Here is a 23299-nt window from a genome sequence, read left to right as displayed (position 1 = left end):
CTCATGGATCAGTGAGGACCGCAATGACGCAGGACCGCACCACCGCACCGGATGCCACGCCGGCCGGCCCGGCACCCTGGCGCCCCTCGCGGACGGTGGCCGTGATCCTCGCCGGGGGGACCGGGACCCGCCTCGGGCTGGGCATCCCGAAGCAGCTGTTGAAGGTCGCGGGCAAGCCGATCGTCGAGCACACCCTCGCCGTCTTCGAGGCCGCGCCGGAGATCGACGAGATCATCGTGCTGATGGCCGCCGGCCACGTGGCGGAAGCCCGGCGGATCGTCGCCAACGCCGGCTTCCACAAGGTCAGCAAGGTGATCGAGGGCGGCGAGACCCGCAACGACACCACCCGGATCGCGCTCGACGCGATCGGTGCCGGCGATGTCAACGTCCTCTTCCATGACGCGGTCCGCCCACTGGTCAGCGCCCGGATCGTGCGCGAGTGCGTGAACGCCCTCTGGACGTACTCGGCGGTCGACGTGGCCATCCCGTCCGCCGACACGATCATCCAGGTCGACGAGGACGACTGCATCACCGACATCCCGGTCCGCGCCACCCTGCGCCGGGGCCAGACCCCGCAGGCGTTCCGGTCCGGCACGATCCGGGAGGCGTACCGGCGGGCCGAGGGCGACCCGGACTTCGCCGCCACCGACGACTGCGGCGTAGTGCTGCGCTATCTCCCCGGCACGCCGATCAAGGTGATCGACGGCTCGGACGAGAACATCAAGGTCACCCACCCGGTCGACGTGCACCTGGCGGACAAGCTCTTCCAGCTCGCCGCCGCGCAGGCGCCCCGGTTGAGCGACCACCGCAGCTACACCGAGGAGCTGACCGGCCGGACCATCGTGGTCTTCGGCGGCAGCTACGGCATCGGCCACGACCTCACCGAGCTGGCCCGCCGCTACGGCGCCCAGGTCTTCCCGTTCAGCCGCTCCACCACCGGCACCCACGTGGAGCGGGCCGAGGACGTGGCCGCGGCGCTGACGACCGCCTTCGAGGCGACCGGCCGGATCGACCACGTGGTGGTCACCGCCGGGATCCTGGAGAAGGGCGCCCTCGCCGAGATGGACGACGCGACGATGGACCGGCTCCTGCAGGTCAACTTCGTCGGCCCGGTCACCGTCGCCCGGCAGTCGCTGCCGTACCTCCGGCAGACCAAGGGGCAGCTGCTGCTCTACACCTCCAGTTCGTACACCCGCGGCCGGGCCCGGTACGCGCTCTACTCGGCCACCAAGGCGGCCCTGGTCAACCTGACCCAGGCGCTCGCCGACGAGTGGGCCGACTTCGGCGTACGGGTCAACTGCGTCAACCCGGAGCGCACCGCCACGCCGATGCGTACCAGGGCGTTCGGCGAGGAGCCGGAGCACACGCTGCTCTCCGCCGAGGCGGTCGCGCAGGCCTCCCTCGACGTGCTCGTCTCCGAGCTGACCGGGCAGGTCATCGACGTCCGCCGGGCCCCTGGCGAGCAGCCGGCCGGCGAGCAGGTCGCCGTGGTGCCCGCCCAGCCGGAGGACGACGGCTCCAGGTCGCGGCGCGACCCCAGGCCCACCGAGCTGGAGTTGTCGGACGACGCCTCCAGGTCGCGGCGCGACCCCAGACCCACCGAGCTGGAGTTGTCGGACGACGGCTCCAGGTCGCGGCGCGGCGCCAGACGCGCCGAGCTGGAGTTGTCGGAGCAGCTGCCCGCAGCCTCGACGCCGGGCCGGACGACCGAGGGACGGTAGCGATGCGTGGTGACCTGGTCCGGAAGCTGCTCGCCCGGGCACTGACCACCGGGCTGGCGGTGCTGGCGTTCCTCGTCGTGGCGCTCACCGGCGCGACCGGCTGGGGGCTGGCGATCGCGGTCGCCGCCCTGGCCGCCGCCGCATGGGAACGCCGGGTACGGCCCACCGCCGACGGCGTCGCCGAATCGGTGCTGGTCGCCGCCGGGATCCTGGTCGGCTACGCCCGCCGCCTCGACGCCGGCTTCGATCCGGCGCTGGCCGCCACCGCGCTGGTGCTGCTCGGCCTGGTGCTGCTGGTCGGGCCGCTGCGCGAGGCCGGGGCGCTGGAGATCCGCGCGGCCAACCTGCCGGTCCGCACCTGGGCACCGCTGGTGGCCGCGCGGCTCGGTGACGCGCTGCTGGTGCTGCTCGCCGTGGTGGCGGTGGCCGCCGTCCTCGCCCTGCCGGCCTGGCTCGCGCTGGTCGCCGCCCTGCTGGTCGGGGCCGGGTGCGGCGCGGTCGGGCTGGACCTGGCCCGGCGGCGGTTCCGGCCGCCGGCCGGGGGCGGGCCGGTGGGCCGGGCGCTGCGCCGCCACCAGCCCGAGTTCGTGCTCTACTTCTCCGCCCCGCCCGGGTCGGAGTACCAGATCACCATGTGGCTGCCCTACCTGGAGCGGATCGGCCGGCCGTTCCTGGTCATGCTGCGGGAGCCGGAGTTCCTGCCGGCGATCGCCGCCGCGACCAGCGCGCCCGTGGTGTTCTGCCCGACGCTCAAGGCCATGGACGAGGCCCTGGTGCCCAGCCTGCGGGCGGCGTTCTACGTCAACCACGGTGCGAAGAACAGCCACTGCATCCGGTTCGCCCACCTGACCCACGTGCAGCTGCACCACGGGGACAGCGACAAGGCGCCCAGCGCCAACCCGGTGTCGGCGATCTTCGACCGGATCTTCGTGGCCGGGCAGGCCGCGATCGAGCGGTACGCCCGCGCCGGCGTGGAGATCCCCGCCGAGAAGTTCGTCGTGGTCGGCCGCCCCCAGGTGGAGGCGATCGAGGTACGCCGGGAGCCGGTCCGGGGCCTGGCCAACCCGACGGTGCTCTACACGCCGACCTGGACGGGGCACCACGCGGACGCGAACTACTGCTCCCTTCCGGTGGCCGAGACGGTGCTCCGCCGGCTGCTGGACCGGGGCGCCACGGTGATCCTGCGGCACCACCCGTACACGGCGCAGAACCCGGCCTCGGCGCGACAGCTGGCCCGGCTCACCGAGCTGCTCGCCGCAGACCGGGCGAAGGCCGGCCGGGCGCACCTGTGGGGAGCGGCGGCCAGCCGCGAGCTGACTCTGACCGACTGCGTCAACCGCTCCGACGCGCTGGTCTCGGACGTCTCCGGGGTGATCTCCGACTACCTCTATTCCGGCAAGCCGTACGCGGTGACCGACATGGGCGCCGACGGCGACGAGTTCGTCGCCCGGTTCCCCCTGGCCGGCTCCGGCTACGTGCTGCGCCGGGACATGTCCAACGTGGACGAGGTGCTGACCGAGCTGCTCGACACCGACCCGAAGGCCGCGGCCCGCTGGGCCACCCGCACCCGCTACCTGGGCGACTTCCCCGCCGATTCGTACGCCGAGGCGTTCCTCGACGCCGCCCGCCGGCAGCTCGAACCGGGCTGGAACCCGCCGGCCCCGCGCGCCGTCGACGCGGTCGCGCCGGACGGCTCGCCGCTGTCCCCCACCGCCTGACCCACCCCCACCGCCTGACCGCTCCGTCGCCAATGGCCGGAGCGGTCATCGGCGTGCCGAAAATCACCGCCATACATCCACCATTGTAAATATTTATCTTCATCATCATACTTGCTCCCGGGCGCCCAGCCGACGCGGTGTAGTCGGTCCCCTTACCGGCGACGCGGCACGTCCGCACGCCGGCCACCCCTCGTCCACAGGAGCACCTATGAAAACGGTTTTCCGTCAGCTCGCCATGTGGCTCGGCGCGCTCGCGCTCGCCGTGGCGGCCGCACTGACCGGTCCGGCCGCGGCCCAGGCCGCGGCGCCGGCGTGGCCCCTGCTCAGCAACGGCTCGACCGGCACCAACGTCACCACCGCCCAGTACCTGCTCCGCCACCGCGGCTACAGCCTCACGGTCGACGGCCAGTACGGCCCCGGCACCACCTCGGCGGTGAAGTCCTTCCAGTCGGCCAACGGCCTATCCGCCGACGGCGTCATCGGGGCGCAGACCTGGGGCAAGCTGGTGGTCACCCTGAGCCCCGGGGCCAACAACGACGCGGTCCGCGCGCTGCAGGTCTCACTCAACAAGTACGGCTACAACCTGGTCGTGGACGGCGATTGGGGCCCCGCCACGACCAATGCCGTGAACAGCTTCAAGTCCGCCCGTGGCCTTTCCGGCGGCTCGGTCGACACCACCACCTGGCAGTACCTGACTGGCGGCACTGGCAGCGGCAACTACCGCCTGGTCATCGGCAAGTCGGTGCTGCCCCGCAGCGAGTACGACGATCCGCACCACGACTACCCGGCGATCGACCTGCCCACCCTGACCGGCACGACCACGTACGCGATCACCTCCGGGACGATCGGGCACGTGGGCGGCAGCTGCGGCATCGGCATCGGCATCACCGGCGACGACGGCGCCTACTACCTGTACTGCCACCTGAACTCGCGCTCGGTCGCGGCCGGCTCCCGGGTCAGCGCCGGCCAGGTCCTCGGCTACACCGGGGCCACCGGCAACGTGACCGGCCCCCACCTGCACCTGGAGGTCCGGGTCAACGGCGCCAACCGCTGCCCGCAAAACATGCTGCTGGCCATCTACGACGGCGTCGCCCCACCGGCCCCGTCCGCCCTGCCCGCCACCGGCTGCTTCTACTGACGCAACCTGCGGTCGTGATGTCGTCGCCCTGCCTGCGGGGCGACGGCGTCACGGCCCGTCGGGCGCCGCGAACGGCGCGAGCAGGTCGAGGACCACGGCGGGGTCCTCGACGTGCGCGTTGTGGCCGAGCCCCGGCAGCGTCGCCACCGGCACGCCCAGCTCCTTGAGCTGCGCGTCGGACACCATCGGGTCCTGCTCCCCCCGGGCCAGCAGCACCGGCACATCGGTCGCGGCGAGCAGGGCGGGCAGCTGCGGCTCCCCGACCGCGAACGCGGCCGGGTCCATGGCCAGCCGCCAGCGGCCGTCCTCGCGGCGCAGCCCGGCGTCCACCACCGGATGGTCGGGAGCGAACAGCCCGGCCAGCCCGGCCACCCGCAGGTAACGGCGGGCGGCCTCGTCCCGGCTGGCGAACCAGGTCACCGGCCGCTGGGCGAGCTCGCGGGCCTTGTCCAGCTCGGCCGGCGACCAGGCGACCTTGATGCCGAGCCCGACCACCCCGTCGATCGGAAGCTGCCGCGTCCGCGCGGCCAGCGCCAGCGCCACCACCCCGCCGAGCGAGTGCCCGAGCACCACCAGCCGGTCCCGGGGGCCGAGCCGGTCGGCGACCGGGCCGAGCCCCGCCACCACCCGGTCCGCGAGCGCCTCGAAGGAGTACGCCGGCAGCTGCGGCGACCAGCCGTGCCCGGCCAGGTCGGGGGCCAGCCAGCGGCCCGCCCAGCGGCGCTCCAGCAGCGGCGCCCAGGGCAGCCACACCTCACCGGTGGCGCCCATGCCGTGCAGCAGCAGCAGCTGGCGGGTACCCGTCTCGTCGCCCATACGGCGCAGTGTGCCACCGGACGGACACCAGGCGCGAGACCGGCCCCGGATACGACGTCGGGCACCGGCTCCAGGAGCCGGTGCCCGACGTGCCGGGGTGGGATCAGGCGGAGTAGCCGCGGGTGCCGGCCCAGTTCGCCAGATCGATGGTGGTGATCCAGTACTCGGGCAGCGCCGGGTTCGCCGAGTCGGCGATCCGCACCGTCCGGCCGTCGTCCTTGTAGCCGACCACTGCGATGTAGTGGCCGCCGGGGAACGAGTGCCAGCCGCCGTTGGTGTCGGTGGCGGAGCCGGCGATGTTGACCACCACGCCGCGGCCGTCGGTGATCGCCTTGACCACGTCGGCCTGGAGCTGGTCCATCTGTGCCGGGGTCGCGGCCTGGCCCGGGATCATGTGGGTCCGGTACGGGTTGCCCTTGACCATCTGGTTGAGCCCGCGGGTGGTGTCCTCGGCCGAGTTGGTGCCGTTCTCGCCGGCGTTCAGCGGGGCGGCCATCGCGTCCTGGGTGGTCTCGACGCCGCTCGCGCTCAGCGCGTTGCGCACCGCGGCCGGACCGCAGTTCCAGTAGGCGGTCTGGGCCTCGTAGTTGTAGTCGAGGACCTTCGTCGACGGCGGCTTCGGCTTCGCCTTCGCGGTCTTCGTGACGTCCGGGTCCGGCTTGGCCGAGCTGGCCTTCGCCGACGGCGACCCGCTCGGCGACGCGCTGGGCGAGGCGGTCGGGGACGGGGCGGCGACCCGGGCCTCGCTCCGGGTGGCGACGTCACCGAGGCGCGGGGCCAGTTCGGCGACGGCGGCGGTGGTCTCCTGCCGGACCGGCGCGTCGTTCGTGCTGGCCAGTGCCGCGCTGGCGCCGCCGGCCAGCACGAGAGCCGCGGCGGAGCCGGCGACGATCTGGTACGGGCGCTCGGTCGCGAGGCGCCGCAGCTGACGCTTCAGGTGGTGCTTCACGTGTTCCTCCACGGGGGCCGGAGCGGCACACGCCGACCCGACGCGCGGAGTAGCTCACGCGCGTTCCTGGGCGGGTGGCCGCGGGAAAAGAGCGCCCGGCGGACCGGGCAGCGGGGGTCGGTTACCGGAACGGACTCGCGGGTCAGGCGAGCGCCGGCACCGTGGCGCCGTGGAGGCGGGGGGAGGATCGGGGGGTGGTTCGCACGAGGTTGGAACTCCTTCCGTGGCCGCCTACCGGGTTAGCTGACGGATTCGGGCGGGAAGTAGGCCCTACCGCGGGCCTCGGCTCGCGGATTCACCCCGGTGTTGCACTGGGTCCCCGGTTCGTGAGATCACGATTGAGCGGGTCGGCGCGGCGTCGCCACTTGCGATCGAAAACCGCACCGGACGCGCTGACACTACCGGTGGGTACGCCGCCTGCCAAGCGCGCCCACCTGCGTAAACGTCAACCACCGTTACCGAGATCGGAACAGCCGGTCACTGACCTGACTCAATGGGACGACCGTTTTTAACGGGAACCGTCGGGTGACTATCGGACATCCGGGTGGGGATCGAAGGGGAATTGCGGGGCTCGATCGCCCGGCCTGATCCGGTTGACCGTTTCCCCGGTCGCCGTGACCGGGCTCACCGAATTCGGATAACGATTCAGCCGACCCGCGCCGGACGCCACCGTGCGGGGTGCACCCCGACCGCGCCGGCCGGCACCGGGGCGAGGGTCTGGGTCACCGCCTCGGCGGGGCGTACCGGGACCGCTCCGGGGCGCACCGCCTCGGCGGCCGCGTACGCCTCCACGGCCAGCACCCGGGCCGCCTCGGCGGCCACTTCGGCGTCCCGCCAGGCCCGCCGCTCCCGCTCGGCGGCTGCCCGCCACCGGGCCCGCCGGCCGTCGCGTACCACCCGGGCCAGGGCGATCTCCTGCTCGGCCGGATGCCGGCGCGGGTCCCACCCGTTGCGCCCGGCGAGGACGTCCGCGAGCTGCCGGGCGGTCAGGTCGCCCTGCCAGTGCGCCGTCATGGCGGCGTGGTGCAGCCACCGCTCCCGGGCCGCGTACTCGGCCGGCGTCCGGGGCGTCCGCGGCTCGGGCAGCACGGCGGCCCCCGCGAACCGCCGGGCGGCCGCCTCGGCCTCGTCGTACGCCCGCCAGGCCCGGTCGACCTCGTCGTGCGCGGTCAGCCACTGCTCGCGCCACCGGCGGGCGGTCTGCCTGGCCCCGCCGGCGGCGACCGCCACCTCGTCGGCGTACCGGCGCAGGTCGGCGCGGCGGGCGGCCGCCACGGCGGCCGGGTCGGGGGCGGGATCCGGCGGAGTCCCCCGCTCGGGCCGGGCGACCAGGGCGGCGAGCACCCCCAGGGCGAGCACGAGCAGGGCCGACCAGATGGCGGCGGCCACGGGAACCTCGGTCAGGAAGTGGTAGAGAAGAGTCTGCTTCATGGTCGGCACCTCACGGGAACGACGTGGTGGAGAGGTCCGCACGGCCGGCGGGGCGGGGACGCGACCGGGTACGGGCGCCGCCACCGGGCCGGTGCGGGGGTGAGGTTCGGGTACGGCGTGGGCGGACCGGGCCCGCCGGGCTCGTCAGCGGGCGGGCGGGGCCCGGGAGCCGACGGTCGCCGGGACCAGCCCGACCAGGACGCGGTGCCGGTCGCCCGGGGCGACCACGACGCCCCGCACCAACGAGTCCGGTGCGCTGGCCAGGAGGGCCTGCCGGTCGCCGGCCGCGTCGGCGCCGGACGACGTCCACCCGGCCGCCGCAGCCGATCCGGTCCCGATCCGCGCGGCGGGACCAGGCGCTCCGGTCCCGGCCCGGACCACCGCGTCGGCGGCCTCGCCGGACCAGCGGATCAGCGCCCGGAGGGTGGGGTCTGCGCCGGCGGACTCGGTGCCGCCGAGGTGCCCGGCCCGTAGGGTCGCGGTGTCGACGGCGACCGTCGCGGGAGCCGCGTGCGCCGCCGCGGCCGGGCCCAGGGGCAACGTGGCTGCGCCGAGCGAGCAGGCGACGACCACGGCCAGGCTGGCCAGCATGCGCGCCGTCCAGCGCGCCACCCACCACACGGGACAGGTGAGCGCGATCGGAAGCACCGGTCCAAATTACCGTCGAACCGGCCGTATCGCACCGTCCCCGGGCGTGTCGCACCGCCGCAGAGGCGCATTGGCCAGCGTGGACACCGGCCCGACGGCGGGGGTGTGGTCCGGCGGCCCGCTCAGCGCGGGTCGCGCCGCCCCGCGTACTCGATCGACCGGGGCCGTGGGACGCGGACCTCGACCGGTGCGGCGGGGGCGGCCTGCGCGCGGGCCCGCCGGGGCGGTCCCAGCCGGCGCATCATCGGCGTCTCCACCCAGCGGTGCAGGGCGGCGGCGAGCAGCAGGTTGCCCAGCAGGAAGCCGAGCACCGCGAGCGGGCCCCACCAGCCGCGCAGCCCCTCGCCCCAGTGCCCGGTCAGGCGCAGCACGGCCTGCATCACCAGCACGTGCACCAGGTAGAACGCGAAGGAGACCTCACCGAGCCAGACCATCGGACGAGACCCCCACGGGGTGCGCCGGCCGTGCACGTCGGCGTCGGCCGCGGCGGTGATGACCAGGAGGTACGCGACCGCGAGCAGGGCCGCCCAGAGCTCCGCGCGGACCCACTGCGCGGCGACCACCCAGGTGGCGACGAAGAGCAGGCTGGCCACGGTGAGGTTCGGGCCACACCAGCGGCCCCGGCGCATCAGTTCCGCCGCGGCCACGCCCATCCAGAACTCCAGCGACCGTGCCACCGGGAATACCTGGGTGAACCACCACCGGTTCTCCTCGGGCAGCAGCAGCTGACCGGGCCAGAGGGCCAGGATGAGCAGCGGTGCCGCGACCACCACCGCCCGGAGCAGCCCGGTGCGCGACCGGCGCAGGTAGGGCAGCACGAACGGCAGGCAGAGATAGAAGGCGAGTTCGCAGGAGAGCGACCAGCTGACCGTGTTGACGCTGTAGAAGTAGCCGGGGGTGGGATTCCAGGCCTGGACCAGGGCGAGGTTGCCCATGGCGGCCCAGAGGCCGACCGGGTCGGCGAACCAGAACGCGACCAGCAGCGCCAGCACGAACGTGACCAGGTGGTTGGGGTAGATCTTGGCCAGCCGGCGGCGCAGGAAGGTGCGCCGCGGCTCACCGTCCCGGTACGACCAGACCAGCACGAATCCACTGAGGATGAAGAAGAACTCCACGCCGGACAGACCGAGGGCGAAAAGCCAGTCCACCACGGCCTGGTAGCCAGGCTCGGCGACGATCCGCATGGTCCCGGCGTGGAAGCCGAAGACCAGCAGGGCGGCGATCCACCGCAACCCGGTTAGCGACGGCAGCCGGACGGCGCGGACGGAGGTCGGTGTGCTGGTCATGCCGGAAGCCCGACCGTCAGCAGGATCACCAGCACGCGCGTCTCCTCCTCGGGCGGTCGGCGACGGGCGGCACCGGGACCACCCGGGACGGCTCTCCACCGCGACGCCGCCGCCGGGCACCCTACCCGCCGGTGCCCCGGACCGCCTCCCGCGCCGTCGGGCCGCCCGGCCACCGGGACGCCGGCGAGCCGCGGACAGAGCGCTCGTACGTCTGTTCGATCGGAGGGGTAGGATCGGCCTCGTGTCCGACGTCGCGTACCAGCCCTCGATGCTTGACTTCACCGAGCAGGGGCCGATCCTGGGCGCGCTCGGCGCCGGGCTGCGCCGGCACGAGCTGAGCCGCAGCGCGTGGGTCGACCACCTGCCCGGCTGGGTGCGGGGTTCCGACGGGGTGCTCGACACGCTGCTGCGCGACGTGCCCTGGCGGGCCGAGCGCCGCACCATGTACGAGACCGAGGTCGACGTCCCCCGGCTGCTCTGCTGGTACGCAGCCGGCCGGCCGCTGCCCCACCCGGTGCTCACCCAGGCCCGCGAGGCGCTCACCCAGCACTACGCGGCCGAACTGGGCGAGCCCTTCGTCACCGCCGGCATGTGCCTCTACCGCGACGGCCAGGACAGCGTCGCCTGGCACGGCGACACCCTGGGCCGCTCCGCGCACACCGACACCATGGTGGCCATCGTGTCCTTCGGCTCCCCGCGCCCGCTGCTGCTGCGTCCCCGCGGCGGCGGGGCCAGCCTGCGCTTCCCGCTCGGTCACGGCGACCTGGTCGTGATGGGCGGGTCGTGCCAGCGCACCTGGGAGCACGCCGTCCCCAAGACCGCCCGCCCGGTCGGCCCCCGAGTCAGCGTCCAGTTCCGTCCCGCCGGCGTCGCCTGACCCCGACCGGCTCGGCCGCGCCGGCGCACGCCCCCGGCGGCGCCGGATCCGGCCCACCGCACCCGGACGCGGATCCGTGACGTGCTACAAACGACCCTCAGGGTCGATCACGCCCCCGTCACCTGACGACGCGAAGGGCGCAGCATGTCCCACTCCTCCACCGAGCCGCGATCCCGCTGGTCCCCGTGGCACCTGCACGGCGACGGCCGGTCCGTCCGCCCCGGCGACGTGGTGCATCCCGACGAGCGGCTGTCCTGGCCGCGTACCGTCGGCGTCGGCGTGCAGCACGTCGTCGCGATGTTCGGCGCCACCTTCACGGTGCCGCTGATCACCGGCTTCCCGCCGGCCACCACGCTCTTCTTCTCCGGGCTCGGCACGCTGCTGTTCCTGCTGATCACCGGCAACCGGCTGCCGTCGTACCTGGGCTCGTCGTTCGCGTTCATCGCCCCGGTGCTGGCCGCGAAGACCAGCGGCGGCATCCCGGCGGCGCTGGGTGGCATCGTGGTGGTCGGCGCGGTGCTGGCCCTGGTCGGCCTGGTGGTGCAGTGGGCCGGCGCACGCTGGATCGACGCGCTCATGCCGCCCGTGGTCACCGGCGCCATCGTCGCGCTGATCGGGCTCAACCTGGCCCCGGTGGCCTGGGACGGCGGGGGCAGCGGCACCGGCGTGAAGGCGCAGCCGCTGATCGCGGTGGTCACCCTGGTCGCGATCCTGGTCGCGACGGTGATCTTCCGGGGCTTCCTCGCCCGGCTCTCCATCCTGCTCGGCGTGGTGGTCGGCTGGGTGCTCGCCGCGGTCCTCGGCGAACTCGACCCGAAGGCGGTCACCGGGCTGAAGGAGGCCGCCTGGGTGGGGCTGCCGCAGTTGCACGCCCCGAGCTTCAGCCTGCGGGCGGTGGTGCTGGTCATCCCGGTGATCCTGGTGCTGATCGCGGAGAACGCCGGGCACGTCAAGGCGGTCGCCGCGATGACCGGCCGCAACCTCGACCGGGACATGGGCCGGGCGTTCCTCGGTGACGGCATCGCCACCGTGCTCGCCGGCTCGGGCGGTGGCTCCGGCACCACCACGTACGCGGAGAACATCGGCGTGATGGCGGCGACCCGGGTCTACTCGACCGCCGCGTACTGGGTGGCCGGCGTGACGGCGGTGCTGCTCGGGCTGAGCCCGAAGTTCGGCGCGCTGATCCTCACCGTGCCGGCCGGGGTGCTGGGCGGGGCGACCACCGCCCTCTACGGTCTGATCGCCATCCTCGGCGCGCGGATCTGGATCGAGAACCGGGTCGACTTCCACGACCCGGTCAACCTGATGACCGCCGCCGTGGCGGTGATCATCGGGGCGGCCAACTACACCCTCACCGCCGGCGACCTGTCGTTCAGCGGCATCGCCCTCGGCACCGCCGCTGCCCTGGTCATCTACCACGGCATGCGCCTCATCGCCCGCCTCCGCGGCACCACGCCGGAATCCCGCCCCGCCCCCGAACCCGAACTCTGATCCCTCCCCCCTCCCCGCTCCCCCGGTCCGTCCCCGCGATCATGAGGTTGGCCGGGTGAGATGTCCGTTTCGCGACCGCCAACCCCATGATCAACATGCGGGGGCGGGGGTGGGGGGTGGGTGGCAGGGCCGGCGGCGTGAGCCGCCGGCCCTGCCGGGGCGCCTGGTCAGTCGCGTTCGATCTGGTGGCCGACGACGGTGGGGCCGAGCATGACCGCGAAGCCGGAACCGTCGCGGCGGGGGTCCGCCGGGGGCAGTTCCACCGGATCGCCGGTGGCGGTCGCGCCGACCGGACGCGGACCGACCCAGGCCACCGCCAGGTCCACCTCGCCCTTGAGGAACCGCTGCGCGCGCACCCCGCCGGTCGCCCGCCCCTTCGCCGGGTACGCCTTGAGCGGCGTCACCTTCACCGTGGCGCCGGTCGAGGTGACCACCATCGGCTCCCCGTGCCCCGGATCGTCGGTGCGGACCGCGCCGAAGAAGACGACCGTCGCCCCGGCCGGCAGGTTGATGCCGGCCATGCCCCCGCCCTTGATGCCCTGCGGGCGCACCTGCGACGCGGCGAAGCGCAGCAGTGACGCCTCCGAGGAGACGAACGCCAGCGCCTCGGCGCCGTCGGTGAGCCAGGTCGCCCCGACCACCTCGTCGCCGTCGCGCAGGGAGATCACCTCGAACTCGTCCGAGCGGACCGGCCACTCGGGCGCGCAGACCTTGATCACGCCCTGCCGGGTACCCAGCGCCAGGCCGGGCGACCCCTCGGCGGACGGGCCGAGCGGCGCCAGCCCCACCACAGTCTCCCCCGGCTCCAGCGGCGCCAGCTCGGCCGCGGACATGCCGCCGCGCAGCGACACCGTGCCGGACTGCTCGGGCAGCACCGGCAGCGGCAGTACGTCGATCTTGAAGGCCCGCCCGGCGCTGGTGACCAGGAGCACCCGGCCCCGCGCGGTGGAGGAGACGACGGCGCGTACCGCGTCGTGCTTGACCCGGCCGCTGCGTCGGCGCCCCTCGGTGGCCTCCTCCGACTCGGCCGCGGTCCGGGCGACCAGCCCGGTGGCGGAAAGGATCACCTGGCACGGGTCGTCGGCGACCTCCAGCGGCCCGGCCGGTACGGAGGCGGCCAACACCTCCTTGAGATCCCCGTCGACCAGGGTGGTGCGGCGCTCGGTGCCGAACTGCTTGACCACGGCGGCCAACTCGTCGGAGACGAGCTTCCGCAGCACCTTCGGGTCGTCGAGGATCTTCGACAGCTCGGCGATCTCGGCGCGCAGCTTCTCCTGCTCGGCCTCCAACTCCAGCCGGTCGTACTTGGTGAGGCGCCGCAGCGGGGTGTCCAGGATGTAGGTCGCCTGGATCTCGGAGAGCTTGAACCTCTGCATCAGGCCGTCCTTGGCGGCCTGGGCGTCCTCGCTGGCCCGGATCAGCTTGACCACCTTGTCGATGTCGAGCAGGGCGATCAGCAGACCGTCGACCAGGTGCAGCCGCTCCTCGCGCTTGCGCTTGCGGTACGCGCTGCGCCGGGTCACCACCTCGTACCGGTGGGCCAGGAAGACGTCCAGCAGCTCCTTGAGCCCCAGGGTCTGCGGCTGGCCGTCCACTAGGACCAGGTTGTTCACGCCGAAGGACTGCTCCAGCGGGGTGAGCCGGTAGAGGTCAGCGAGCAGCGCCTGCGGGTTGACCCCGACCTTGCACTCGACGACCAGACGGGTGCCGTTCTCCCGGTCGGTGAGGTCCTTGACGTCGGCGATGCCGGCGAGCCGCTTGGTCTTGTTGACCTCGTTGGTGATGGCCGCGATGACCTTCTCCGCGCCGACGCCGTAGGGCAGCTCGGTGACCGTGATGGCCTGCCGGCCGCGGCTGCCCTCCAGCGGGCCGATCTGCACCCGGCCGCGCATCCGCACCACGCCCCGCCCGGTCTCGTACGCCCGGCGCACCTCGTCCAGGCCGAGCAGCAGCCCGCCGGTCGGCAGGTCCGGGCCGGGGACGAACTCCATGAGCTTGTCCAGCGTGGCGTCCGGGTGGTTGATCAGCCAGCGGGCCGCCTGGACGACCTCGCTCAGGTTGTGCGGGATCATGTTGGTGGCCATGCCGACCGCGATCCCGGACGCGCCGTTGACCAGCAGGTTGGGGAAAGCTGCCGGCAGCACGGTGGGCTGGGTGAGCGAGCCGTCGTAGTTGGGCTCGACGTCGACCGTGTCCTCGCCCAGGTCGCCGACGAGCAGCATCGCCTCCCGGGACATCCGGGCCTCGGTGTAGCGGGCGGCGGCCGGGCCGTCGTCCGGCGAGCCGAAGTTGCCGTGCCCGTCGATCAGCGGCACGTTGAGCGAGAAGTCCTGGGCGAGGCGGACCATCGCGTCGTAGATCGCGGCGTCGCCGTGCGGGTGGTACTTACCCATCACGTCGCCGACGATCCGGGCGGACTTCACGTGCCCCCGGTCGGGGCGGTGGCCCTGCTCGTACATCGACCAGAGGATGCGCCGGTGCACCGGCTTGAGGCCGTCCCGCGCGTCGGGCAGGGCGCGGGAGTGGATGACCGAGAAGGCGTACTCCAGGTAGGAGTCGGAGACCTCGGTGACCAGCGGATTGTCGAAGACCCGCGCACCGGCCTGGTCGAACGCGGACAGGTCGGCGCGGGCGCGGTCGTCCCTACGGCGTGCCATGGTTCAGCTTTCCTTCCGAAACGAACCCGGTGGTCAGGCGTCGATGGCTTCGCGGTCGACCCGGTCGGCCGAGTCGATGAGCCAGTTGCGGCGGGGTTCGACCTTCTCCCCCATGAGCAGTTCGAGGATCCGCTCGGCGGCCTCGACGTCGTCGAGGGTGATCCGGCGGACCGCCCGGGTGGCCGGGTTCATAGTGGTCTCCCAGAGCTCGTCGGCGTCCATCTCGCCGAGGCCCTTGAAGCGCGGGATCGGGGTGACGATCTGCTTGCCGGCCTTCTCCAGCTTGCGGACCGTCGCCTCCATCTCGGCCTGCGTGTAGGTGTAGACGGTCTGCGGATTGCGCCCCTTGGTGGTGATCTTGTGCAGGGGCGGCATGGCCGCGTAGAGCCGGCCGGCCTCGATCAGCGGCCGCATGTACCGGGCGAAGAGCGTGATCAGCAGGGTACGGATGTGCGCGCCGTCGACGTCCGCGTCGGCCATGATGAGGACCCGGCCGTAGCGCATCGCCGACAGGTCGAAGGTACGCCCGGAGCCGGCGCCGAGCACCTGCACGATCGCCGCGCACTCGGCGTTGTCCAGCACCTGCTGGAGGTTGGCCTTCTGCACGTTGAGGATCTTGCCGCGGATGGGCAGCAGGGCCTGGTATTCCGAGGAGCGGGCCATCCGGCTGGTGCCGAGGGCGCTGTCGCCCTCCACGATGAACAGCTCGCTGCGGTCCACCCCGGTGGCCCGGCAGTCGACCAGCTTGGCCGGCATCGACGCGCCCTCCAGCGCGGTCTTGCGCCGGGCGGCGTCCTTCTGCTGCTTCTGGGTGAGCCGCACCCGCGCCGCGTCGACGATCTTCTGCAGCACCGTCCGGGCCTCGGCCTTGGTCTTCCGGTCTTCCAGCCAGGCCTTGAGGTGCTGCTCGACCAGGCCCTGCAGCACTTTGGTGATGCCGGCGGTGGAGAGCTCGTCCTTGGTCTGCGAGGTGAACTGCGGCTCCGGGATCCGCACGTGCACCACCGCGGTCATGCCCTCCAGGACGTCGTCCAGGGTGGGCGCGTCCTCCTTGGGCTTGAGCAGGCCGCGGGTGTTGCGGGCGGCCTCAGCGAGGGTACGCGCCAGGGCCCGCTCGAACCCCTTACGGTGGGTGCCGCCGTGCGCGTTGCGGATGGTGTTGGTGAAGCATTCGACGGTGCGCTCGTAGCCGGTGCCCCAGCGGAACGCGACCTCGACCTCGGCCCGGCGCTGCACGTTGGACTGCATCACGCCGTTGGCGTCGGCGGCGTTCTCCCGGTAGGTCCCCTCGCCGGTGACCAGCAGCGTGCCGGAGACCGGGCGGTCGCCGGCCGGGGCGAGGTATTCCACCATGTCGGTGAGGCCGTTGGGGAAGTGGAAGCTCTCCTCGACGACCTCCTCCCCCGTCTCGTCGCGCAGCCGGTATGCCACGCCGGGGACGAGGAAGGCGGTGTTGCGCAGCTTGAGCCGGACCGCCTCGGTGTCCAGCCTCGCGCCGGTCTCGAAGTAGCGCGGGTCGTGCCACCAGCGGATCGAGGTGCCGGTCGGCTGGCGGCGCTTCATCGCGCCGACGATCTGCAGGCCGGGGCCGGGCGTGAACGCCGCGTCCGGGCCGGCCCCGTCGAAGATCCCGGGTACGCCGTGCCGGAACGACATCGAGTGGATTTTGCCACCGCGGCGGACCGTGACGTCGAACCGCCGGGAGAGCGCGTTGACCGCGGAGGCGCCCACGCCGTGCAGCCCGCCGGAGGTCTTGTAGCCCGAGCCGCCGAACTTGCCGCCCGCGTGCAGCCGGGTCAGCACCAGCTCGACGCCGGAGATGCCGGACTTGGCGTGCACGTCGGTGGGGATGCCCCGCCCGTCGTCGTCGACCTGCACCGAGCCGTCGGCGTGCAGGATCACGTCGACCTTGGTGGCGTGACCCGCGACACCCTCGTCGGTGGAGTTGTCGAGGATCTCGTTGACGAGGTGACCCACGCCACGGCTGTCGGTCGAGCCGATGTACATGCCGGGGCGCTTGCGGACAGCGTCCAGCCCCTCCAGGTGCGTCAGGTCGTCGGCCCCGTACAGGGTCTCAGGCTGTGCGGTCAACTGGTCGTACTCCCAGGTCTCGGCGGTGTGGTGCCGCTCACCGGCTTGATCGCCTCGCGCGGCGCGCCGCAGCGAGCCTAGCCCGGCGATCCGACAGAGCCGTGGCACCGGGTGGGTGCGGCGTCCGGTTTGGCCGCGTCCGGGGTCTCTGCCACCGCCCGGTCATGGGCGTCCGGAGGCGAGGAGGCGTCCGTGCAGCACAACCACTCGACCTGCCGGCTGTCTTCCCGAACGATCGACCGATGGCGATCCGACCGATCGGTGCTCCCCGGGAGCTACGACCCGAGGCTCGCGTTGCGGGCGGGCGGCGCGCCGCGGCTGACCAGGCAGCCGTCGACCAGCGGGCAGGCCGGCTGCTCGCAGGAGACCACCTCGCCGTCCCCCTCGAAGGCCCGGACCACCAGCCCGACGGTCAACGCCGCGCACGCGTTGCGCCACGAACTGCCCGGCCTCGGAGAAGCAGTTGCCGAACCTGTCGGTGCGCCTGTGGTACGAGGACGCCGCCGACGGTGAGCTGGCCGGGCTGAAGGCGGAGGTCGCCAGCGGGCTCGTCGATCCGGCGCGGATTCCGCTGGCCCCCGGGGCGTACGTGCATCTCTGCGGGCCGGTGCCGTTCATGGCCCTGGTCCGCGGCGCACTGCTGCGCCGGGGCGTGCCGGCGGAGCGGATCGCCTACGAGGTGTTCGGCCCGGGCATGCTGCACGGCTGAGCCGCACGGGTCCGAAGACCGGGGGCCGGTGCCGGGCGATGCCCGGCATCGGCCCCTCGCCATGCCGGCCCCGACAGGCGTGATCACGGTCACGATAAGTGACTACAGCCGGCCTCCCGCGACCATCGACCCGCGCCCTTTGCTCTGCAGCCACGGAGGCAGCAGTCACCCATGGTTCGCTGCTGCGTCTATGGCTGCAGAGCAAAGCCGGGTGGGGGGTGTTTCGGCACCGGGGCTACCGCACGGATTTTCGCTGGTCGGGGGATTGTGGCCAGATCAGCGCCCACGGGGGCACCACGCGCCAGGATCACGCTGGGTGATATCGAGTTTCCGCGGAGGCGTGTCACCCACAGTTGTCGGCAGCACGCCAGGCGGACGCCCGACCTGCCGGCCGTCAGGCCCAGTGCCCGACCACGGCGGCGAACACCAGCAGCGAGCCGACCAGCTCGACCAGCCCGACCCGGACCGGGGCCAGCCGCCGGCCCGGCAGCAGCGCCGCGCGGAGCAGCAGCAGCGCGAAGACCCCCGCCACCGCCGGGCCCCAGTAGGCCACCGCCACCACGGCCGCCGCGAGGTGGTACGCCCCGGACGCCCACCGGTAGCCGACGCTCTCCCGCTCCCGAATCATCGTCTTGACGTAGAGCACCGTGCCGACCAGATACGCGGCGACGGCGCCCGCCACCCCGGCCAGCCCGGCGGGCGGGACCCCGGCGACGGTGGCCACCACGAACACCATGAGCACGCTCTGCGCCACCGAGGCGAGATCGTTGAGCAGGGCCCGTTCGCGACGCCGCCGGGCGTACCCGACGTTGACGGCGGTGAGCAGGGCGTAGAGCGGGGCGTAGCCGAGGACCGCGGGCCGGGCCAACAGCACCGGCGTGATCAGCAGCGCGGCCGCGGCGCCGTAGAGCAGCAGCTGGGGGCGTACCCGGTCGGCGCGGCCGGTCTTCACGACCAGCAGGGCGTAGTAGGAGAAGAGGTAGCCGGTCAGCCAGGCGCCGAGCAGCGGCAGATGCGGCCACCGGAGGCCGGTGACGCAGACCGCCGTGGCGTACGGAAGGAGCAGCATGGCCCAGGCGCCGTGCTGCGGCGGCAGCCAGCGGTGCCGACGACCCCGCTGCCGACCGGCGGCCCCGGTGCCGGCGCGGGCCGGCGTGCGGGGCTCCTCGGTCGGCGCGGACAGCGAGGACGTGGACACGGAAGGTCACCTCCGGGAGTCGACTCGGACGAGGTTGGCACTAAACCGGAGCCGGCCGCACCTCTTTGCCCAGCTTGGTCGCATCCTGCGGCCCCGACCAGGGACTTTGGTCACTGATCCGAGACTCCACAGGTGACATCGAACTCCGCGGGAGAAGTCGATGATCTCAGGTTAGGCAGTGTTCGCGGGGGTAGGGGGCTTCCCATGCGCGTCCTCGGAATCAACGCGATCTTCCACGACCCCGCAGCTGCCCTCGTGGTCGACGGCAGGGTGGTGGCCGCCGCCGAAGAGGAGCGGTTCAGCCGCCGTAAGCACGGCAAGCGCCCGGTGCCCTTCGCCGCCTGGGAGCTGCCCGAGCTGTCCGCCGCCTGGTGTCTGGCCAGCGCCGGGATCGACGCCGACAGCCTCGACACGGTCGCGTACTCCTTCGACCCCGGACTCTGCCGCGACGCGACCGAGTTGGGCCTCGACGACCCGTGGGACTGGCTGCGGGTCGACTACGCCAAGCGGGCCCCGCAGTTCCTCGCCGCCGCCCTGCCCGGGCTCGACCCGGAGAAGGTGCGGTTCGTGCCGCACCACGTGGCGCACGCCGCCTCCGCCGGGCTGGCCGCCCCGCCGGCCGGCGACGACACCGCGGTGCTGGTGCTCGACGGGCGCGGCGAGGTGGCCAGCCACCTGGCCGGCGTCTACCACGACGGACGGCTGTCATCCCTGTACGCGCAGCAACTTCCACACTCGCTCGGCCTGCTGTACGAGGACCTGACCCGGCACCTCGGCTTCCTGCACTCCAGCGACGAGTACAAGGTGATGGCGCTCGCCTCGTACGGCCGGCCGACGCATCTGGGCATGCTCCGTGACCTGGTCCGGGTCACCGACGACGGCGGGTTCCACGTCGAGCGGATCGACTGGGCCGGCCTGGCCAAGGCGCGCACCGCCGACGGCGAGATGACCGACGACCACGCCGACCTCGCCGCCAGCGTGCAGGCCCGGCTGGAGGAGGTCGTCCTCGACCTGTCCCGCTGGCTGTACGACACCACCGGCGGCGCCGGCACCCTGGCCCTGGCCGGCGGGGTCGCTTTGAACTGCGTGGCCAACGCCCGGCTCGCCGCCGAGGGGCCGTTCCGGGACGTCTGGGTGCAGCCGGCGGCCGGCGACGCGGGCACCGCGCTGGGCGCGGCCCTGCACGTGGCCGGCGAGATGGGGGACCGGTCCATCCCGATGGCCGGGGTGGACCTGGGCCGCGGCTGGTCGGACGAGGAACTGGAGGCCGAGCTGCGGCGGGCGGCGCTGCCGTACCGCCGGCCGGCGTCGATCGCCGCGGAGGCGGCTCGGGTGCTCGCCGACAACGGCATCGTCGCCTGGTACCAGGGGCGCAGCGAGTACGGCCCGCGGGCGCTGGGCCACCGGTCGCTGCTCGCCCACCCCGGCGACCCGGACACCACCCGCCGGATGAACGACGTCAAGGGCCGGGAACAGTTCCGGCCGATCGCCCCGATGGTCCGTGCGGAACGCTTCGCGGAGCTCTTCGAGGGCGTCTACCCCAGCCCGTACATGCTCTTCGTGCACCGGGTGAAGGCGCAGTGGCGGGACCGGATCCCGGCGGTCACCCACGTCGACGGCACCGCCCGGGTGCAGACCGTGCACGCCGGCACCGAGCCGCTGGTGGCCGAGTTGCTGGCCGAGTTCGAGCGGCGCACCGGGCTGCCGGTGGTGGTCAACACCTCGCTGAACACCGCCGGGCGGCCGATGGTGGACACCCCACGGGAGGCGATGGAGCTGTTCGGCTCCGCGCCGGTGGACCTGCTCGCCCTCGGTCCGTTCGCGGTGCACCGCCGGGCGCTGGGCGGTGGCCGGTGATCAGCGTGGTGGTGCCGACGCTCGGCCGGCCCAGCCTGGCCGTGCTGCTGGACACCCTCGCCGGGCAGCTCGGCGACCTGCCCGGGGCCGACCTGCTGCTGGTCGACGACCGGCGCGACGAGACCGGGGAACTGGCCGTGCCGGGGGCGCTGGCGGCGTACGCGAAGGTGCTGACCGGTCGTGGCGCGGGCCCGGCGGCGGCCCGCAACCTGGGCTGGCGGGCCGCCCGCGGCGAGTGGGTGGTCTTCCTGGACGACGACGTGGTGCCGGCGCCGGACTGGGCCCGGCGGCTGCGCGCCGACCTCGAGGTGCCCGGCCGGATCGGCGGGGTGCAGGGCGTGGTGACCGTGCCGCTGCCGGCGGACCGCCGCCCCACCGACTGGGAACGCGCCACCGCCGGCCTGGCCGAGGGCAGGTGGATCACCGCGGACATGGCCTACCGCCGGGCCGCCCTCGCGGCCGTCGGCGGGTTCGACGAGCGCTTCCCCCGGGCCTACCGGGAGGACGCCGAACTGGCCCACCGGGTCCGGCTGGCCGGCTGGGACCTGGTCCGCGGCCAGCGCCGGGTCACCCATCCGGTACGCCCCGAGGGCCGCTGGGTGAGCCTGCGCACCCAGCGCGGCAACGCCGACGACGCGCTGCTGCGCCGGTTGTACGGCCCGAACTGGCGGACCGCGCTCGACCTGCCCCCGGGCCGGCGGCCCGGGCACGTCGCGGTCGCCACGGCCGGCGCGGTCGCGCTGGCCGCCACCGTGCTGCGTGCCGTGGCCCGTCCCGGCGCCCGGCGGCGCGGCCTCGGAGCGGCCGCCCTCGTCGCCGGGCTGGGCTGGGCGGCCGGCACCGCCGACTTCGCCCGGGTCCGCATCGCGCCCGGCCCGCGCACCCGCGACGAGGTCGTCGCCATGCTGGCGACCAGCGCGCTCATCCCGCCGCTCGCGGTCGTCCACTGGGTACGCGGCTGGTGGCACGCCCGCTCGTTGCCCGCCGGGGCGGTCGTCACGGCGGACGGACCCGAGGCGGGGCGATGACGTTCCCTTCGCTTGCCCCGGGCAACTGGGCGGCCGAGACGCCCCCCGGTCCCGCCCTGTTCGACGCGGTGCTGCTGGATCGGGACGGCACGCTCGTCGAGGACGTGCCCTACAACGGCGACCCGGAGAAGGTCCGCCCGGTGCCCGGCGCGCGGGAGGCGCTGGACCGGTTGCGCGCGGCCGGGCTGCGTCTGGCCGTGGTCAGCAACCAGTCCGGCCTGGCCCGGGGCTGTTTCACGGTTGAGGACCTGCGCCGGGTCAACGCCCGGGTGGAGGAGTTGCTCGGCCCCTTCGACGACTGGCAGATCTGCCCGCACGACGACACCGACGGCTGCGGCTGCCGCAAGCCGGCGCCGGGTCTGGTGCACGCCGCCGCCCGGGCGCTCGGCACCACGCCCACCCGGTGCGTGCTGGTCGGCGACATCGGCCGGGACATGAGGGCCGCGCTCGCCGCCGGGGCGACCGGCATCCTGGTCCCCACCCCGGTCACCCGCCCGGAGGAGGTCGCCGAGGCGCCGACCGTGGCCCGGGACCTGCCCGCCGCGGTGGAGGAGATCCTGCGCCGGATGCGGGCGGTCCGGCCGGTCGCGCCCCGCGCCGGGCGGGCCGGGACGGTCCTCGTGGTGCGCAGCGACTCGGCCGGGGACGTGCTGGTCACCGGCCCGGGCATCCGCGCCGTCGCGGCCGGCGCCGACCGCGTCGTACTGCTCTGCGGGCCACAAGGCAGGGCAGCCGCCGACCTGCTACCCGGCATCGACGAAATCATCGAATGGCCACTGCCCTGGATCGACGCCAACCCCCAACCCGTCGACCCACACGACATGCACCACCTCACCACCCGACTCACCACCACCCACGCCGACGAAGCAATCATCTTCACCTCCTTCCACCAATCCCCCCTACCCCTCGCCCTGCTCCTACGCATCGCCGGCATCCCCCGCATCAGCGCCATCAGCGACGACTACCCCGGCACCCTGCTCGACATCCGCCACCACGTCCCCACCGGCATACCCGAACCCGAACGAGCCCTCTCCCTCGCCGCCGCCGCCGGATACACCCTCCCCACCGACGACCAACCAGGACTACGGCTGCGGGACGACCTGGAGCCACCGACCGGGACGGAAACCGCGCCGGACCACCCGGTCCCTGCACCGACCGACGACTACGTGGTGGTGCACCCCGGCTCGTCGGTGCCGGCCCGGGCCTGCCCGGCGGACCGCTGCGCCGAGATCGTGGCCGCCCTGGTCGCCGACGGGCGCCGGGTCGTCGTCACCGGCGGGCCGGACGAGCGGGACCTGACCGCGCGGGTCGCCGCCGCCGGCGGCGTGGACCTCGGCGGGGCGACGGACCTCACCGGGCTCGTCCGGATCATCGCCGGCGCCCGCTGCCTGGTGGTCGGCAACACCGGGCCGGCCCACCTCGCCGCGGCCGTGGGTACCCCGGTGGTCAGCCTCTTCGCCCCCACCGTCCCGTTCGGACAGTGGGGACCGTACCGGGTCCCGACCGTCCGGCTCGGCGACGCCGGGGCGGCCTGCCGGAGCACCCGCGCGGCCGTCTGCCCGGTCGCCGGGCACCCCTGTCTGGCCGGCGTCGACCCGGCCGAGGTGGTTGCCGCCGTGCGGCTCCTCGACCCGCCCGACTACCGCCCCGTCCGCCGCGCCCGACCAGCCCGATCGTGAGGAGA

16 protein-coding genes, 2 pseudogenes and 1 riboswitch are annotated in these 23299 nt (G+C 73.7%); of the genes and pseudogenes, 9 read left to right on the top strand and 9 right to left on the bottom strand.

Going from position 1 to position 23299, the window contains the following annotated elements; translation table 11 throughout:
* Positions 1-23: 23 nt before the first annotated feature.
* The 3 genes and pseudogenes from ACFYM6_RS19980 to ACFYM6_RS19970 form a co-directional block, all read left to right on the top strand.
* Positions 24-1550, top strand: a pseudogene (locus ACFYM6_RS19980) (D-ribitol-5-phosphate cytidylyltransferase); the annotation flags it as partial.
* A gap of 173 nt (positions 1551-1723) precedes the next feature.
* Positions 1724-3439 (top strand): CDP-glycerol glycerophosphotransferase family protein, encoded by a 1716-nt coding sequence (locus ACFYM6_RS19975; protein ID WP_387277455.1) that lies wholly within the window; start codon positions 1724-1726, stop codon positions 3437-3439.
* A 208-nt stretch (positions 3440-3647) separates the two neighbouring features.
* The gene (locus ACFYM6_RS19970; RefSeq protein ID WP_387277453.1) at positions 3648-4577 is read left to right on the top strand and encodes a peptidoglycan-binding protein; all 930 of its coding nucleotides are present in this window, start codon (positions 3648-3650) and stop codon (positions 4575-4577) included.
* Between the two features lie 48 nt (positions 4578-4625).
* Here ACFYM6_RS19970 and ACFYM6_RS19965 read toward each other — a convergent pair whose 3' ends face one another.
* From ACFYM6_RS19965 to ACFYM6_RS19945, 5 genes are all read right to left on the bottom strand, one after another.
* Positions 4626-5393: an alpha/beta fold hydrolase gene (locus ACFYM6_RS19965; RefSeq protein WP_387277452.1), complete on the bottom strand. Its 768-nt coding sequence runs from the start codon at positions 5391-5393 to the stop codon at positions 4626-4628.
* Between the two features lie 103 nt (positions 5394-5496).
* Complete coding sequence (locus ACFYM6_RS19960) at positions 5497-6354, bottom strand: C39 family peptidase (protein WP_387277450.1); 858 nt, start codon at positions 6352-6354, stop codon at positions 5497-5499.
* A 201-nt stretch (positions 6355-6555) separates the two neighbouring features.
* Positions 6556-6697, bottom strand: a riboswitch (cyclic di-AMP (ydaO/yuaA leader).
* A gap of 290 nt (positions 6698-6987) precedes the next feature.
* A complete protein-coding gene (locus tag ACFYM6_RS19955) occupies positions 6988-7773 on the bottom strand; it encodes a hypothetical protein (RefSeq protein WP_387277448.1) in 786 nt (261 codons plus the stop codon).
* A gap of 144 nt (positions 7774-7917) precedes the next feature.
* On the bottom strand, positions 7918-8421 hold the full coding sequence (locus ACFYM6_RS19950; protein ID WP_387277446.1) for a hypothetical protein: 504 nt from the start codon (positions 8419-8421) through the stop codon (positions 7918-7920).
* A gap of 122 nt (positions 8422-8543) precedes the next feature.
* Positions 8544-9707 (bottom strand): acyltransferase family protein, encoded by a 1164-nt coding sequence (locus tag ACFYM6_RS19945; protein WP_387277444.1) that lies wholly within the window; start codon positions 9705-9707, stop codon positions 8544-8546.
* A 241-nt stretch (positions 9708-9948) separates the two neighbouring features.
* Here ACFYM6_RS19945 and ACFYM6_RS19940 point away from each other — a divergent pair, with 241 nt between their 5' ends.
* Both ACFYM6_RS19940 and ACFYM6_RS19935 read left to right on the top strand, forming a co-directional pair.
* Complete coding sequence (locus ACFYM6_RS19940) at positions 9949-10584, top strand: alpha-ketoglutarate-dependent dioxygenase AlkB (protein WP_387277443.1); 636 nt, start codon at positions 9949-9951, stop codon at positions 10582-10584.
* Between the two features lie 144 nt (positions 10585-10728).
* On the top strand, positions 10729-12075 hold the full coding sequence (locus ACFYM6_RS19935) for a uracil-xanthine permease family protein (RefSeq protein ID WP_387277441.1): 1347 nt from the start codon (positions 10729-10731) through the stop codon (positions 12073-12075).
* Between the two features lie 167 nt (positions 12076-12242).
* On the opposite strand, the gene ACFYM6_RS19930 is transcribed toward ACFYM6_RS19935, so the two are convergent.
* The 3 genes from ACFYM6_RS19930 to ACFYM6_RS19920 all read right to left on the bottom strand — a co-directional run bounded on the left by ACFYM6_RS19930 (position 12243) and on the right by ACFYM6_RS19920 (position 17239).
* Positions 12243-14732 (bottom strand): DNA topoisomerase (ATP-hydrolyzing) subunit A, encoded by a 2490-nt coding sequence (locus ACFYM6_RS19930; RefSeq protein ID WP_387277439.1) that lies wholly within the window; start codon positions 14730-14732, stop codon positions 12243-12245.
* Positions 14733-14765: 33 nt separating this feature from the next.
* Entirely contained in the window at positions 14766-16823 is a 2058-nt protein-coding gene (locus ACFYM6_RS19925; RefSeq protein ID WP_387277437.1) for a type IIA DNA topoisomerase subunit B, read from the bottom strand.
* 275 nt (positions 16824-17098) lie between these two features.
* Entirely contained in the window at positions 17099-17239 is a 141-nt protein-coding gene (locus ACFYM6_RS19920) for a hypothetical protein (RefSeq protein WP_387277804.1), read from the bottom strand.
* Positions 17240-17243: 4 nt separating this feature from the next.
* On the opposite strand from ACFYM6_RS19920, the pseudogene ACFYM6_RS19915 reads away from it, so the two are divergent.
* Positions 17244-17532, top strand: a pseudogene (locus tag ACFYM6_RS19915) (hemin transporter); the annotation flags it as partial.
* Between the two features lie 394 nt (positions 17533-17926).
* Here the strand turns inward: ACFYM6_RS19915 and ACFYM6_RS19910 are convergent.
* Positions 17927-18715, bottom strand: a complete 789-nt coding sequence (locus tag ACFYM6_RS19910; protein ID WP_387277793.1) for a YwiC-like family protein — start codon at positions 18713-18715, stop codon at positions 17927-17929.
* Positions 18716-18934: 219 nt separating this feature from the next.
* Between ACFYM6_RS19910 and ACFYM6_RS19905 the strand changes: the two genes are divergently transcribed.
* The 3 genes from ACFYM6_RS19905 to ACFYM6_RS19895 are packed head-to-tail and all read left to right on the top strand — an operon-like array spanning position 18935 to position 23294.
* Complete coding sequence (locus ACFYM6_RS19905; protein ID WP_387277435.1) at positions 18935-20587, top strand: carbamoyltransferase; 1653 nt, start codon at positions 18935-18937, stop codon at positions 20585-20587.
* Positions 20584-21615 carry a glycosyltransferase family 2 protein gene (locus tag ACFYM6_RS19900; RefSeq protein WP_387277433.1) on the top strand — a complete coding sequence of 344 codons (1032 nt, stop codon included), beginning with the start codon at positions 20584-20586 and terminating at the stop codon, positions 21613-21615. The genes ACFYM6_RS19905 and ACFYM6_RS19900 overlap by 4 nt, the downstream gene beginning before the upstream one ends.
* Positions 21612-23294 carry an HAD-IIIA family hydrolase gene (locus ACFYM6_RS19895; RefSeq protein ID WP_387277431.1) on the top strand — a complete coding sequence of 561 codons (1683 nt, stop codon included), beginning with the start codon at positions 21612-21614 and terminating at the stop codon, positions 23292-23294. Before ACFYM6_RS19900 ends, ACFYM6_RS19895 begins: the two co-directional genes overlap by 4 nt.
* Positions 23295-23299 lie beyond the last annotated feature (5 nt).

Source organism: Micromonospora sp. NPDC006431 (genome assembly GCF_042870725.1).
In the GTDB taxonomy this organism is placed as follows: Bacteria; Actinomycetota; Actinomycetes; order Mycobacteriales; family Micromonosporaceae; genus Micromonospora.
Note: the sequence above shows the minus strand (reverse complement) of the source record. Positions and strands in the feature narration are given on the sequence as shown.

Coding starts and splice junctions, on each gene's coding strand:
- ACFYM6_RS19975 (WP_387277455.1), top strand. CDS start 1,724: ATGCGTGGTGACCTGGTCCGGAAGCTGCTCGCCCGGGCACTGACCACC.
- ACFYM6_RS19970 (WP_387277453.1), top strand. CDS start 3,648: ATGAAAACGGTTTTCCGTCAGCTCGCCATGTGGCTCGGCGCGCTCGCG.
- ACFYM6_RS19965 (WP_387277452.1), bottom strand. CDS start 5,393: ATGGGCGACGAGACGGGTACCCGCCAGCTGCTGCTGCTGCACGGCATG.
- ACFYM6_RS19955 (WP_387277448.1), bottom strand. CDS start 7,773: ATGAAGCAGACTCTTCTCTACCACTTCCTGACCGAGGTTCCCGTGGCC.
- ACFYM6_RS19945 (WP_387277444.1), bottom strand. CDS start 9,707: ATGACCAGCACACCGACCTCCGTCCGCGCCGTCCGGCTGCCGTCGCTA.
- ACFYM6_RS19935 (WP_387277441.1), top strand. CDS start 10,729: ATGTCCCACTCCTCCACCGAGCCGCGATCCCGCTGGTCCCCGTGGCAC.
- ACFYM6_RS19930 (WP_387277439.1), bottom strand. CDS start 14,732: ATGGCACGCCGTAGGGACGACCGCGCCCGCGCCGACCTGTCCGCGTTC.
- ACFYM6_RS19905 (WP_387277435.1), top strand. CDS start 18,935: ATGCGCGTCCTCGGAATCAACGCGATCTTCCACGACCCCGCAGCTGCC.
- ACFYM6_RS19895 (WP_387277431.1), top strand. CDS start 21,612: ATGACGTTCCCTTCGCTTGCCCCGGGCAACTGGGCGGCCGAGACGCCC.